Source organism: Lentibacter sp. (genome assembly GCF_029254145.1).
Classification (GTDB): domain Bacteria; phylum Pseudomonadota; class Alphaproteobacteria; order Rhodobacterales; family Rhodobacteraceae; genus Lentibacter.
The window spans coordinates 1-14,607 of sequence record NZ_JAQWYD010000105.1; the positions used below are offsets into that span (position 1 = coordinate 1).

Consider the following 14,607-nt stretch of genomic DNA (forward strand, 5'->3'; position numbering starts at 1 on the left):
AGGTTGAAGGCAGGCTGCTGACCGCCTGCGTAGCTGAGGGGCAGAACCGTCATATCCAACAGACCGCGGCTGAGCGGGCGATATTGTTCGCGCGGCTTGAAAAGGGACTTGGAGCCAAAAATCTTGATCTCCAGATCAACATCGGCGGCTGCAACCTCGTCGGCAACGATCTGCGCCACCTGATGGCGAATGTCTTTGTTGGACCACTGGTGCGAAAGGCGCAGTTCTGTGGCGCTCGCGGCAGAAGCAACGCCCATAAGTGCGGCCATGGCGGCGGCCGTTAGAAAGTTCTTGGTCATGGTTTCCTCCCTGGGTTCTGTCGCTACGAAAAAGGCGACATGATATCTCAGCTTCACCGCTAATGAATTCTCTGTCAATCATATTGTATACAAAAAGTTTTATCTTGCGTCCCTGTCTGCGCTTATAGTACGCTCAAAACATGGGAATGAAACGCGCAGATCAGATCGCAGAAGCACTTGAACAGCTTGTATTCCAAGGTGAGTACGAGGACGGGCAAAGGCTCGACGAAATCAAGCTTGCAGCGCACTATCAAGTTTCGCGCACACCCGTGAGAGAGGCCCTTCAGCGGCTTGTCTTGTCCGGCATGGCTGTACAGATTCCACGGAGAGGCGTTTTTGTTCGGCAACCTGGTCCAGTCGAGTTGCTGGAGATGTTTGAAACAATGGCTGAGCTGGAAGCGGCTTGCGGACGCTTTGCTGCCGCGCGCATGACAGATGACGGGATAGAACGTTTGTCGGAAGCAAATGAGCGGTGTAAAGCGGCAGTCAATCGAGAAGACGCGTCGGGCTATTATGATGAAAACGAACGATTTCATCAGGAAATATATCGTGGTGCCACCAATGCCTTTCTTCAAAACGAAGCGCTGCGTCTCCAAAATCGCCTAAAACCCTATCGGAGGGTGCAGCTTCGTTTCAGGGGCCGCATGGCCCAATCATTGGCGGAACATGAAGCTATAGTCGATGCCATACGTTCGGGAAATGGAGAATTGGCCAGTAATACTCTGAGGAAACATGTGACCGTCCAAGGTGAGAAGTTTCAACAGCTGATGGCCGTTCTGAAAAAGACCGCTTGATTCCTCTGATCTTGAAGAACCCCAAAAGGCCATTTGTCGAAAATTTGAGCAAGCCGCCATTGTCGCAACCGCGGCGAAGGGCTGGTTTGAGCCCAATCTACCAAATTTCTGTACCGCAGCAAAAGTTCGGTTTCGGAAAAGAAGCAAAATTGACCTGGTGATCACGGCCCAAAGTCGCCTCAGCATTGTTCCTGCATGCTGCTTTCGCAGCACAGTTAGCTGCCATTCGCCTCGAGTTGAAAAAAGCATGTAACTCAAATTTTGCGCAAAACATAAATTAGGAATAAGCGCTGCTTTGTAGCTTCCTCAGACCGGCCACTCGCTGCAACTGCTCGGCTTCAGTCGCGCCTGAGGTCGGGTGCGCGAACTAAGCCGCCCTAGCTTCACAGGCTAATTCCTCGATTACCAAGCCAGCCTTGTCGAGCCGCAGGTACCTTGGGACGAATATCAACTCGCCCAAAGGGATTGCCGCATGATGCGCTTTGGATGTTCTCTTCGGCATGGTCCTCGGTAAACCTTGGCGACGGGTCAGCCGGGAGCATCTCTCCCGATCTGGGAACCTGTCACGGAAAAACGATGCCAGCTTTGGGTTGGAGTATTCCAGATCAAACCTTGGCGAGCGTCCGTCCGTGAAGGAGGTTGAAATATTGCTCGCAGGCCTGGCTTTCAACCACCGGGCGACTGTTTTTGACCAGCCTGCGCAGAAATTGCCTTTGCATGTGCCCGGCCGGAACAGGATACCGCAGTGCCCCGACATCCTGTTCCAGAAACATGGTCCGCAGAACCTTTGGAAGACTTTGCACCGCGACAGGGCCAAGCAGACAGCTTTCGGTTAAAGCCCCGTTTGCGCAGATGACGGAATGGGTCTCTAGCTGCAGATGAAAGAATTCCAATTTTGTCGAGGCGCTGCAACTTTCCACGCCGGGAAGGCCTACAAACCGTTTTGCGGGAAAGAAGACCTCCGCACTGTCGAACATCCTAAGCGTGAGTCGCGACGCGCAAAGCATGCGGTGGTTGGCTGTGACGATCAAGGGCTTGCTTGGCATGTTGTGACCCAGCGCACCTTTTTCAAAGCGGACAGGTAGGCTTGCGCCGGTCGGACTGGTCGGCATCCGAAAAACTGCGACAACTTTCCGCGCTGTGCCGTCGGTCGTCAGGACTGCGTCCCCGGGCAGGAAATCCTCTACCGGGCGCGGGCCGTCGGGCGTCAGGATTTCTGTTCCCTCCGCAAAGCAAACCGTCGTGTTATCAACAGATCGGCTGGTGGTATCGCGACCGAAAAAAGCATTGTTGACGCCCGTTGGTGTGATCGACTGGATGTCGAGATTGTCGAGTGACGACGAGAATTCGTTCAGAAACGTCTCACCACTGGGCGTCTGGAAGATCATGGCACTGGTCGATAAGGTGCTACCGTCCCCCAACAGGATATCGACGTCGTACCAGACCCCCTGATCGAGGGTTTCAGAAACAGGACCGCTTCCAAGGTCGTACGTAATATAGTCCCCCCCCGGGCCGACTGTATCGTCAAAGTCGATGAATCCGTCATTGTTGCCATCGGAATAGGTGATCGTCTCGACCGACATCGTCGCGCCGGTAAAGGTCTGGCTCACCAAGGCCGCAGCGTTTTCCGCGCTTCCGGTCCCGTCCGGATCGATATCGGCGATCCCGTCCGAGAAGTTTCCCAGACGTATGACTGTGCGTATTACGGCGACCATTGTTTTGCGTTGTCCAGCCTTGTGTGTGCGCGACTTACACTTCAGCAGATAACGTATGAGGTTTAAGGAACACTTAATCGACTAAAGCAGAGCAACTTGGTTGAGAACATGTTCGCCACCTTCTCCAAACAAACCGTCGCCTTCCCAAGCCGGGTATGATGATCCGCTGCAGGGCCCTCGCAAGATTAATGATGGATTGCCCTGCAAATGATAGGCACGTCGGCGAAGCACCTTTGGTCCCGGAAAGACAAAGCCGAAACCGGATCGTCTGACCCAAAGCCCCCCAAAACGCCGCATCTTTCGAACTCGAGGTGCCGCTTCCAAGGCGCGTTCTGAAGCAGACTTGGATGTCGGCTTTCACGGACCGCAGCACTTCCTTGGCTTCCGCAGCTAATATCTGCTTTTCCGCCCGCACTTTATTTTACCGCCAGTGCAACATCTGAAAAGCGGCCATTGGCGATGGAGCCGACAAGGGTCGCTTTGTCCGCCTCTCGGCCGTGCCACCAGCATCGCGCGTGTGTCCGCTTCCCCGCCCGCAGCGGTCATTGGAGATGCTGTGAAACCCACCGTCTTGCCAAGCATTGGCCAAGCACTCAAACTCTGTTCTTTGCCGCAGCCAGCCAGATCAGCGTGAGGGCGATGGAGGCGATGGCGTTCCAGCTGGCCATAGACAGGGTAAAGAGCTCCCATGGGGCCTCGTCGCAGCGCACGATGGGGGCGGCCATAATCTGGTTGAGCAGGTCTTGTGCACTGAGCCCTGAGATGTCGCTTGAGGTACAGCTTGAGGGGCCAGCCCAGAGCTTGCGCTCGACGCCAGTGTGATACACGCCAATGGCGGCAGTGGTGAGCGCGGCGAGCGCGCCGAGGAGCGGCACGAGCCGACCTGGGACTATGAGCCCGATCATGGCGAGCAGGATGGCAACAACATGGGGGTAGCGCTGCCAGATGCAAAGTTTGCAGGGCGGCATCTCTGCAATGTGTTGAAAGCCGAGCGCGCCCAACATCATGGCGCCAGATCCGAGACCAGCAAGCAAGATAAGATTGGGGCGCGAGAAGGTCATAAAAATTTCACCACATAAAAGCCGCCCAGAAGGAGCGCGCAGAATAGGATGAACATAAGGCCAAGACGCCGCTCGATAAAGTCACGAATAGGTGCGCCAAACTTCCAGAGCAGGAATGCCACGATAAAAAAGCGCAATCCGCGGGCAAGAATAGATGTGACGATAAAGGTGAGAAGGGGCATCCCTGCCCAACCCGACATGATCGTTATGACTTTGTAGGGGAAGGGGGTCATGCCTGCGACGAGCACGGCCCAAAAGCTGACATCATTAAAGCGCTCATTGAAGGCGGCGACGGCATCGCCCTTGCCCAAGCTCTCAAGGATCGGCTGGCCCAGCTCGGTAAAGGCCAATGCGCCTATGGCGTAGCCCAAGAGCCCGCCAATGACAGAGGCGGTGAGCGCCACAGAGGCGATGAGCCATGCGCGCGAAGGGCGGGCGAGGGTCATCGGGATCATCAGGATATCGGGTGGAATGGGAAACACCGAGGATTCGATGAATGCCACGAAGGCCAACCACCACATCGCGTGGCGATGTTCGGCGAGCCGCATTGTCCAGTCATAAAGCCTGCGCAACATTGTTCTGCTCTTTGTTTTTATTGTTATTCTTGCTGCCTTGGCCTATTGGGCCGCGCTTTTGCGCTGGCGTCAAGGCTTTGGCGTCCTTTAACATGGGGGAAAATTTGTAGGGAGGCATTTATAATGACTGTTTTGATCGCGGGCGCTGGCATTGGCGGGCTGACTCTCGGGCTTTCGCTGCATCAGCTTGGCATTCCTTTCAAGATATTTGAGGCCGTCCGCGAGATTCGCCCCTTGGGTGTCGGGATCAATGTTCAGCCCCATGCGATCCGCGAGTTGTTTGAGCTTGGGCTTGAAGGAGGGCTTGACAAGGTCGGGTTGCGCACAAAACAGGTGGCGTATTTTTCAGCGCAGGGCGGCGAAATCTGGCGCGAGGCACGAGGTGAGTTTGCGGGCTATCATTGGCCGCAATATTCGATCCACCGTGGCGGGATGCAGATGTTGTTGTACCGCGCACTTATAGAGCGGGCGGGGTCTGATGTGATCCAGATGGGAGCTGCTGTGACGGGATCGGTTGATACTGCGGCGGGCGTTGAAATCACACTGGCCGACCGAAGCACGGGCGAAACGCTTGGTTGCGCGGCTGGCAGTGTCTTTGTGGCCGCAGACGGCATCAACTCTGCGGCGCGAAAGGCGCTTTACCCTGATGAGGGCGCGGCACATTGGGGCGGGATTATGATGTGGCGCGGTGTCACGAGGGGGCCAAGCTTCCTTGGCGGGCGCACCATGGCGATGGCGGGCAAGCGAGACTGCAAGTTTGTCTGCTATCCGATCGAAGAGTTTGAGGACGGTACCTGCCTGATCAACTGGATTGCGGACCGGGCCATGGCGGAAGACTACGTGTGGCGCGAACAGGACTGGAACCGTGAAGGGCGCTTGGATGACTTTCTGGGCGTTTTTTCTGACTGGACGTTTGATTGGCTCGATGTGCCTGAGATCATCACCACGGCGCAGAGTGTCTGGGAATATCCGATGGTCGACCGCAACCCATTGCCGCGCTGGAGCCACGGGCGGATGACGCTTTTGGGGGATGCAGCCCATGCGATGTATCCGATCGGATCCAATGGCGCGTCGCAGGCGATCCTTGATGCGCGTGTTTTGGCGCGAGAGCTGCGCGACATGGGGCAGGGCGGTGCTGCATTGGAGCGCTATGACGAGATACGGCGTGAGACAGTAAATGCGCTTGTGCTCGCCAATCGCGGGGCTGGACCAGACAAGGTACTTGATATTGTGGCTGAACGCGCGCCCGAGGGCTTTGAGAGCATCAGTGATGTGATGAGCCAAGTGGAGCTGGAAGAGGCGGCAGGAGCCTATAAGAAGCTGGCGGGTATGGATATTGAGGCGCTCAATGCGCGCGGACCGCTTGTGTCTGTTTCAAGCTGATTTCACTTTAGATGCATTTTGGACTTTTCGCGCGGCAAACAAAGCGCTAAACGGCAATCAATGTGCCCAAGTGGCGGAATGGTAGACGCAGGGGATTCAAAATCCCCCGCCGCGAGGCGTGCCGGTTCGAGTCCGGCCTTGGGTACCACAGCACATTGAGCGAGCCTTGTCAGAAGGCACAAGATTGGTAGAGACACGCGTCTGGCTTTGCGTGGGTCCGCGTCTCGTTTGAGCGCTATGATTGCTTGGCTTGTGCCAGATTGAAGGCATAGAGAGCGGATCGCGCCGAGCGCTCTAGTGCTATGCGATGAATAGATTTGAAATCTGTTCTCGGGTCTTTGGCTGCGACGACGACAATCTCTGATAACATGCCGACTTGTTGCAAAAATCCAGCGCTTGAGTGCCCTGAATGAGGGAGTGCAAAGCAGTTTGCGCCTTTTTTCTCAAAGAGATGCGCATGAATGTTGTCGGCGGTGCAGGGATCATAGAACAGATTGTGGCGGGCGGTTGCACTCATGCCAATGTTCATATCATCAAAAACAAAATCAAGCTCGCTGGCGATATGGGCCCAGCGGCTATCCCCCTGAACCTTTTCGGGCTGGATGCTATATTGGGGTGAAAGGGTGAGCGTGGCGTCAAGGCGCAAAAGGTTTGAGAACATCATGGCAACGTAGCCGCCCATGCTCGACCCGTAGCCGACGGCTTTGGCGAACTTGCTGCGCGTTTTGACAACAGTTTTAGCGAGGTCAAAGACCTCTGGACTTTGAAACCAAGTGTTGCCTGCAGTGACAATGTGTATGGCGGGTATTCCCATTTTTTCCAGAAGATCCTGCCCAAAGCCGTCATCTTCCAGTGATGGCGCGCCCCGAAAATTGCTAAAGGTCACAAAGAGGGTTTGTCGCGGGCTTTCTGTCTTTGGGCAGAGCAAAGTGGCGCGGATGTCGCGTCCGGAATAGAGGTGTTCCATGCTTGCTTCCTTGTCGTGGCCTGACATATCTGCACGCTGGGTCGAAAACTCTCTATCTTAATGCCAAGTTCTTGCGCTTGGGGCCAGTTGTTTGAACTGGCTGATATGACATGCTGTGGGGAAAGGTGATGGACCGGCTTAAGGCTTGGACCAGGAGAGCACTGGCTGCGGAGGCCGAATCGGGTGAGATTTGCTTAAAATTGCATGATTCTTTTGTTTGATTCGGTCCTTCGGATTGTGGCAATTTTTTCGGAGCGTGTTCAATTCGCAGGCTCTTGCGCCATTCATGTCGAAATCGCGATCAATCCAATCGGCGGCTTTGGGCGCCTTTCGATTTAATTCACGAATATGTTCCAAAGGTTAATTGTTTCTTCATTGTTGACAGTTGAAGCTTCTCACGCTCGGCTCGTTTTGTGGTTTGAACACGATTTTTCCTCTGAAAAACAATGCAAAAGTCTGCGATTCTCGAAAACATGGTTTTGGAAACAATACGCAAATTTTTGGCTTTGGCCTGACCTGTGAAGCCCACGTCTGAGGGGCGAAGGGGGAGAAATGCGCCTGTTTTCCCGACAAATTTATCTTTCGACAAAGCCATAATAGCCTTATCACTGAGTTTGCCCAACTGGGGGGCGTAGTAAGTATGGTCACGGGGGCGACCGCTGAACTGCGAAGCATCGGACGATGCGAAGAGCGCTGCTGAGTCTTGTTTTCAGACGATGCGGCGAGTGCTGCCAACTGATCAAGTGCCTTAAGGCGCTTGGCACTTGCGGCGTCTTTTCGCCCTCTATCCAAAATGGCTTTGCAATTTTTATAGCGAATTTCAGGCGCGAGCCTGGGGTTCAAAATCGGCGGACGGGGCGTTCCCCGAGGTTGTTAAAGAGGGCTTTGATATGGCTGATCTGGTACTGAATTGGGGTTTGTTGGGCGCGTTTGGCACCAATGTTGAACCAACGCAAACTGTCGACACCGGCGGTATCAACGTCACCATCGGATTTGATGCACAGGACGAAGAGGCCTCTGGCGTCACGTTCAACGCGCCAGGCTATGTCGCCGAGACTGATCCGTTTGACAGCAAGTCTTTCCTGAAGCTGTCCGGTCAAGGCGGCGAAGGCGGTGTGGATGCCACATCAACCACGACGCTTGATTTCACATCCTCAAATGCCTTGTTTGAAGATTGCGTGCAGAACGTAACATTCCGCCTCAATGATATTGACGGTGGCGGCAATGATATCGATCCGACATCGCTCCTTCACGAAGACATTGTCACGATTCGCGCCTATGGCCCTGATGGCAACGAGCTGCCTGTGACGTTCACCACAGGTTCCAATGTGACCGCAACTGGCAACACCTTGTCAGACGGTGACACGAATTTCGGCTATGAAGATGCTAAAGCCTCAACTCTTGTTTCCGTGGCCGGCCCCGTCACGCGGATCGAGATTGAGTATGCCAACGGCAACGTTGGTGAACAGACTGTTATGGTCTCTGATTTGCACTTCTCGACATGCCCTGCCGATGGCAATGATGCACCTGTTCTGGTGGACGATAGCGCGCTGACAGATGAGGACACAGCTGTTGTAGTAGACGTCTTGGGCAACGACAGTGACCCAGAGGGTGACCCTTTGACTGTGACAGACACAACGGCGCCAGCGAATAGTTCGGTTATGATTAACGCCGATGGCACGGTGACCTATACCCCGAACACAGGCTTTATTGGCACTGATAGCTTTGAATATACTGTGACAGACGGACAGGGAAACCTGAGCACTGTGACTGTCACTGTGACTGTTGCAGACCCTGCGGACAATCTGCCAGCCATGCTTGTGGATGATGCGGCTGAAACCGACGAAGACACCGCTGTTGTGATCGACGTTCTGGGCAATGACAGTGACCCAGAAGGCGACGCTTTGACTGTGACAGACACAACGGAGCCAGCGAATGGCTCGGTTGTGATCAATGCGGACGGGACCGTGACCTACACGCCCGATGCCGGCTTTACGGGCGAAGACACGTTTGAATACTCCGTTGAGGACGAAGGCGGCAACATTTCGACCGCGACTGTGACTGTGACGGTGGGCGACACAGGCCCGAACGCACCTGCGACGCCCATGGACGATATGGCGACAACCGATGAAGACACGCCTGTCGTGATCAACGTGTTGAGCAATGATACTGACCCAGAGGGCGATGTTCTTACAGTCGTGGATGCGTCCGAGCCAGCCAATGGTACCGTCGTTATAAACCCAGACGGCACAGTGACTTATACGCCGAGTGCCGGATTCACAGGCCAGGATACTTTTGAATACACGGTTGAAGACGCGGGCGGGAACTACTCCTCAGCGGTTGTTTTCGTACAGGTTGGCGAGGGTGATCTGCCGCCTGTTGCGACGGATGATGCGGATACGACCGATGTGGACACGCCTCTTGTGATCACGGTTCTGGGCAACGACTCTGACCCCGAGGGCGAGGCGCTGACAGTGACGGGCACGACAGAGCCCTTGAACGGCTCGGTTGCGATCAACGCCGATGGCACGGTGACCTATACGCCAGACACGGGCTTCACGGGCACAGACACGTTTGACTACACAATCACGGACCCTGCGGGCAACGCGAGCACCGCGACGGTGACGGTCATGGTGCAAGACCCATCAATGCCAGAGGGTATTGTTTCGGGCACGCCCAATGATGATTTGATTGATACAGGTTACACGGGTGATCCTGATGGCGACCTTATTGACGCCAATGACCAGATTATTCCTGGTGAGGATGTGAACGACGATATCGTTCGTGCGGGCGACGGTGCTGATACTGTGCTTGCAGGCGACGGCGACGACGATGTTCAGGGCGGCACAGGTGATGACGACCTTAGCGGCGAAGCGGGCGATGACTCGCTCTTCGGCCAAGAGGGCAATGACATCATCCTCGGCGGACAGGGCAACGACACCATCACAGGTGGTGACGGCGCGGATACTGTCGACGGCGGCTCGGAAGATGACGTTATCGACACCTCAGGCGGCACACCTCTGACCGACGATGTGGACCCTGACCCAGAAGACGACCGCGACAGCGTGATCGGTGGCACGGGCAACGACATCATCACCACGGGTGACGACGACGACACTGTTCTCGGCGGCGCTGGTAATGATGTGATCGACGCGGGTATCGACGATGACCTCGTGGATGCAGGCGACGGCAACGACAGCGTCATTGCAGGCCAAGGCAACGACACCGTTGTTGCAGGGGCTGGTGATGACACGGTTGACGGCGGCGCAGGCGATGACAGCATCATCGGCGGCACGGGTAACGACAGTATCATTGGCGGTGAAGGCGATGACACCGCGATTGGCGCACTCGGCAACGACACGCTGATTGGCGGCGACGGCGATGACTTCCTTGACGGTGTGGTCGGTGACGACCTCATGTCAGGCGGCGCTGGTGCTGACACGATGTTGGGTGGCCAAGGGCAGGATACCTTCATCGACATCACCGGTGGTGACGTTGTTGACGGCGGCTCAGGGCCAGCGGGCGTACGTCCGGATGGAACGCCGAACGACTTTGACACGCTCGATCTGACGGGCGCTGCCGAGGCGGAGAACCCAGGCGGGACGCTGAACGTGACCTATACGTCAGCCGACCGTGAAGACGGGTTTGTCGAATTCCGCGATGCGGATGGCAACATCACCTCTACGATGGTCTTTGAAGAAATCGAAAACGTCGTGCCTTGCTTTACGCCCGGCACAGCGATTGCGACACCGCGGGGCGAGCGCCTTGTGGAAGACCTCCAAGTCGGTGACAAGATCATCACGCGTGACAACGGCATTCAGGAAATCCGTTGGATGGGACAGAATACGCTTTCGGGGCACGAGCTTGCTCGCTCGCCCAACCTGCGCCCGATCCTCATCCAGAAGGGCGCTCTTGGCAACAACCTGCCAGAGTATGACATTCTTGTCAGCCCGCAGCACCGGATCCTGATCAATAACGAGCGTACCTCGCTTTACTTTGAGGAGACAGAAGTGCTCGCAGCCGCCAAACACCTCACCGAACTCAAAGGGGTCGATGAAGTGGGAACGCTGGGTGTCACCTATGTGCACTTTATGTTCGACAACCACGAGGTTGTGCTGAGCAACGGTGCATGGACCGAGAGCTTCCAACCTGGTCAGTCGGTGATCGACGGGCTCGGAACAGAGCAGCGCGACGAAATCTTCCAGCTCTTCCCAGAGCTGAAGATAGAAAAGGGGATTAAGGATTATACCGCTGCCCGCCGCGCTCTGAAGAAGCACGAAGCCAAACTGCTGGTTCGGTAACGAGTATCGCCGCGCGCTTTGCCTGACAGGGCGCGCGGCTCTTTATTAATTTTGGAATATGCAGCTGCACCCCAAACGATCGGGGTGCTGGGGAGGGCGTGCTTTGTGCGCCCTCCCTGTCTTTTATGTGCTGTCTGTGGCCTTTCGGGGCTTTGCCTTGGATTAACCAATTAGGCGAAATTTGCGTAAATTTTGTAACCAATTCCGCAGTCTTGCCGCAATCGCGCCGCAAGCGGGCGCTAGCGTGAACGCGACGCAGTGAGCAGAGGGACGCAGCCTGGAGATGATCGGGTATTTTGAAAACTTCTATCCAGCCTATGGCGATGGCTCGATACACCCGGACATTGAAGATGTGGGTGTTTTTCGTCCTAGTTATGTGCGCGGTGGGCTTGGGGCGGGCTATCTCTTGGGCGGCACAGCACGTGCGAACGTGCGGGTTGTAGACTTATCTGAGCTGGCTGTGCCTGTGGCGCTTGAATTTGCGGGCGTCGGCGCAGGGTCTATCAGTGACGGGATCGACACCATTGTATTTCAGGGAATTGAAGAGATTATTCTTCCGCGCTGGATTTTTGCCGCCATGCCGCCCAGTCTTCGGGCGTGTTCAGATCATGGCGTGCGACTGAGTGTGGCAGAGCATATAGCCGCACCAGAGAAGCATATTGCTGCAGAATAGGTGTGGCGCCAATGTCGCCTGTAAGGCTCTGAAATTCTGCTGAAATATTTGACGGGAAGATCACTGGGTGGCCTGCTTCCCCCTGTGATGTGGTGGCGCGCAGGATTTCGCCTGCGCGCAGACCACGAAAGGCTTGCCACATCTCGGGTAGATGTGCGGCGAGATCTGGCATGTCAGCAGGCAAGACCATAAGTGCATCCGCAGCGACGGCTGTTGCAGCCACGCGTAAGGAGGCGGACATGCCTGTCGCGTGTTCCGGGACAAACATGATATCAACATGCAGCCCCGTGAGAGATTTTACGCGCGGATGATCTGCGTTGGGCAGGGTGACGATCACTTGATCTGCGCTTTTGAGGGCCGCTTTTGCCATATGAGCAAGGCACGGAATGCCGTTTACGTCTTCCAAGAGTTTGTCGCACCCCCTCATGCGAGAGGAGGCGCCAGCCGCGGGGATAAGGACCGCGCGGCGGATCATCAGCCGCGCATCCTTGCGCCGTCAGCGTCAAAGAGTGGTGTGGTGATAAGGCGGGCGTTGCACATCTTGCCCAAGATCTCGATTTCGACCTCCAGACCGTTATGAGCTTGATCAAGGGGCACAAACCCCTGCGCAATCGACTTGCCTGCGTGGTGAGAATAGCCACCTGATGTGCAAAAGCCGACAACCTCGCCGCCCAGCCAGATCGGTTCATAGGCGTTGACATCGGCATCGTCGGCGTCAACTTCGAAGGCGCAAAGCTTGCGCGCGGGGCCAGCCTCCCGCTCGGCTTCGGCAGCCGCTCGGCCAATAAAATCGGCGTTTTTCTTGAAGCTGATGAAGCGGTCTAGCCCTGTTTCGGCGGCCGTATAGTCGGGCGAGAACTCGCTGAGCCATGAGCCGAAGAACTTATCAAGGCGCAAGGACATCATTGCGCGCATACCGAAGGGCAACATGCCGTGGTCTTGGCCCGCCTCCCAAAGGGTACGCCAGAGCGCGCGTTGGGCCATCGGGTCACAGTAGATTTCATAACCCAGATCGCCCGTGTAGCTCACGCGCTGGACCAGGCAATCGACCATGCCGACTGTCATGTGGCGCACATCCATGAACTTCATGGTCGAGATGTCGGAGCGTGTGCAGGCAGCGAGCACCTCGCGCGCCTTTGGCCCTGCGATCTGGAAGCCCGTGAGCTTGTCTGAGACGTTTTCAACCGTCACGCCGTCCATCTCGTTCTGTTCAAACCAGCGCATGTGGTAGGCTTGCGAGCCATAGCTTGCTGTAAGCTGAAAGGCTTCCTCACCAAGGCAGGAAATGGTGAAATCTCCGATTAGGCGGCCTTTGTGGCTGAGCATGGGCGTGAGCGACAGGCGGCCGATTTGCGGGACACGGCCTGCCATAACGCGGTCAAGCCATGCGCGGGCATTGGGGCCTGTCACCAGGTATTTGCCGAAGTTATGCGTCTCGTTGATACCGACGGCTTCGCGTACAGCTTTGACTTCGCGCGCGGTGGCCTCAAAGGCGTTGGAGCGGCGGAAGCTTGGCGTCTCGTAGCGCGGCTCATCGCCAGTTGCGAAGTAGTTGACCACCTCAAGGCCGAACTGCTGGCCCCAAACCGCGCCCATTTCGTCAAAGACGTCATACATGGGCGTCTGGCGGAAGGGGCGCGCGGCGGGGAGTTCTTCGTTTGGATAGCTGACAGAAAAGCGCTTTTGGTAGTTTTCGATGACTTTGGGCAGGGTGTAGCCCGGGGTGATCCAGTCCCCAAAGCGCGCCACATCCATCGCCATGGTGTCACGCTCGCACTCGCCCTCGACCATCCATTGCGCGAGCATGAGGCCCACGCCGCCGCCCTGTGAAAAGCCGGCCATGACGCCGCAGGCGGACCAATAGTTGCGCATGCCCGGGACGGGGCCAACGAGCGGGTTGCCATCAGGGGCAAAGGTGAACGGGCCGTGGATCACGGACTTAACCCCCGCTTTTTCCAGATCGGGGAAGCGCTTGTAGGCGAAGTTGATGCTGTCTTCGATCTTGTCAAAATCATCAGCAAGAAGCTCTTGGCCAAAGTTGTAGCTGGTTCCGTCAACCGCCCAAGGGCGGCAGGGCTGTTCGTAAAAGCCGATGCAGAGGCCGCGGCCTTCTTGGCGCAGATAACTTTCGCCTGCGGGGTCCATCACGTGAGGGTGCTCGATGCCATCGGCCATCATATCGCGGATCAAGGGCACCTCTTCAGTGACGATATACTGGTGCTCCATCGGGTGCAGGGGGAAATAGACGCCAGCCATGGCCCCAACTTCGCGCGCCCAGAGGCCGCCTGCATTGACCACATGTTCGGCATGGATAGTGCCTTTGTCGGTGACCACATCCCATGTACCATCAGGGCGCTGGTTGGTTTCTTTGACCATGGTGTGCGTCTCGATCGTGGCGCCGCCCATGCGGGCGGCTTTGGCATAGGCGTGGGTTGTGCCTGAGGGGTCTAGGTGTCCATCAAGTGGATCGTAAAGCCCGCCAATGATGCCTTCGACATTGGTGACAGGAGCGATTTTCTTGATTTCGTCGGGGCCGACGATCTCTGTTTCCAGCCCCATGAAACGGTGCTTGGCGCGCTCGGCAACAAGCATGTCGAAGCGGTCCTGATTGTCGGCCAGCGTCACGCCGCCGACATGGTGCAGCCCGCAGGAGAGGCCTGTGAGTTCTTCCAGCTCTTTATAAAGGCGGATGGTGTAGCCTTGCAGAGCGGCCATGTTGGTATCGCCGTTGAGCGTGTGAAAGCCACCAGCTGCGTGCCATGTACTGCCCGAAGTCAGCTCGGAGCGCTCAAGGAGCATGACATCGGACCAGCCGAGTTTTGTCAGATGATAAAGCACG

General features: G+C 56.3%; 9 protein-coding genes, 1 tRNA gene and 1 pseudogene. 4 read left to right on the forward strand and 7 right to left on the reverse strand.

The window, feature by feature from the left end; genetic code table 11:
- A pseudogene (locus P8O11_RS11870) lies at nt 1-299 on the reverse strand (ABC transporter substrate-binding protein); the annotation flags it as partial.
- 140 nt (nt 300-439) lie between these two features.
- Here P8O11_RS11870 and P8O11_RS11875 point away from each other — a divergent pair.
- Entirely contained in the window at nt 440-1,093 is a 654-nt protein-coding gene (locus P8O11_RS11875) for a GntR family transcriptional regulator (RefSeq protein ID WP_300294440.1), read from the forward strand.
- A gap of 605 nt (nt 1,094-1,698) precedes the next feature.
- Here the strand turns inward: P8O11_RS11875 and P8O11_RS11880 are convergent.
- The 3 genes from P8O11_RS11880 to P8O11_RS11890 form a co-directional block, all read right to left on the reverse strand.
- Nucleotides 1,699-2,808 carry a Hint domain-containing protein gene (locus P8O11_RS11880; RefSeq protein ID WP_300294442.1) on the reverse strand — a complete coding sequence of 370 codons (1,110 nt, stop codon included), beginning with the start codon at nt 2,806-2,808 and terminating at the stop codon, nt 1,699-1,701.
- Between the two features lie 593 nt (nt 2,809-3,401).
- Nucleotides 3,402-3,869, reverse strand: coding sequence for a disulfide bond formation protein B (locus P8O11_RS11885; RefSeq protein ID WP_300294444.1), 468 nt, complete (start codon nt 3,867-3,869; stop codon nt 3,402-3,404).
- Nucleotides 3,866-4,444 (reverse strand): YqaA family protein, encoded by a 579-nt coding sequence (locus tag P8O11_RS11890; RefSeq protein WP_300294446.1) that lies wholly within the window; start codon nt 4,442-4,444, stop codon nt 3,866-3,868. The genes P8O11_RS11885 and P8O11_RS11890 overlap by 4 nt, the downstream gene beginning before the upstream one ends.
- A 123-nt stretch (nt 4,445-4,567) precedes the next feature.
- Between P8O11_RS11890 and P8O11_RS11895 the strand changes: the two genes are divergently transcribed.
- Together P8O11_RS11895 and P8O11_RS11900 are read left to right on the forward strand one after the other, a co-directional pair.
- Nucleotides 4,568-5,827 carry a flavin-dependent oxidoreductase gene (locus P8O11_RS11895; protein ID WP_300294448.1) on the forward strand — a complete coding sequence of 420 codons (1,260 nt, stop codon included), beginning with the start codon at nt 4,568-4,570 and terminating at the stop codon, nt 5,825-5,827.
- 64 nt (nt 5,828-5,891) lie between these two features.
- Nucleotides 5,892-5,975, forward strand: a tRNA-Leu gene (locus P8O11_RS11900).
- A gap of 87 nt (nt 5,976-6,062) precedes the next feature.
- Here P8O11_RS11900 and P8O11_RS11905 read toward each other — a convergent pair.
- On the reverse strand, nt 6,063-6,794 hold the full coding sequence (locus tag P8O11_RS11905; protein WP_300294450.1) for a hypothetical protein: 732 nt from the start codon (nt 6,792-6,794) through the stop codon (nt 6,063-6,065).
- Between the two features lie 890 nt (nt 6,795-7,684).
- Here P8O11_RS11905 and P8O11_RS11910 point away from each other — a divergent pair.
- The gene (locus tag P8O11_RS11910; RefSeq protein WP_300294452.1) at nt 7,685-11,095 is read left to right on the forward strand and encodes an Ig-like domain-containing protein; all 3,411 of its coding nucleotides are present in this window, start codon (nt 7,685-7,687) and stop codon (nt 11,093-11,095) included.
- Nucleotides 11,096-11,643: 548 nt separating this feature from the next.
- On the opposite strand, the gene P8O11_RS11915 is transcribed toward P8O11_RS11910, so the two are convergent.
- Entirely contained in the window at nt 11,644-12,243 is a 600-nt protein-coding gene (locus P8O11_RS11915; RefSeq protein ID WP_300294454.1) for a nucleotidyltransferase family protein, read from the reverse strand.
- Nucleotides 12,243-14,606, reverse strand: a complete 2,364-nt coding sequence (locus tag P8O11_RS11920; protein ID WP_300294456.1) for an FAD-dependent oxidoreductase — start codon at nt 14,604-14,606, stop codon at nt 12,243-12,245. Before P8O11_RS11920 ends, P8O11_RS11915 begins: the two co-directional genes overlap by 1 nt.
- Between the last annotated feature and the right edge of the window lies 1 nt (nt 14,607).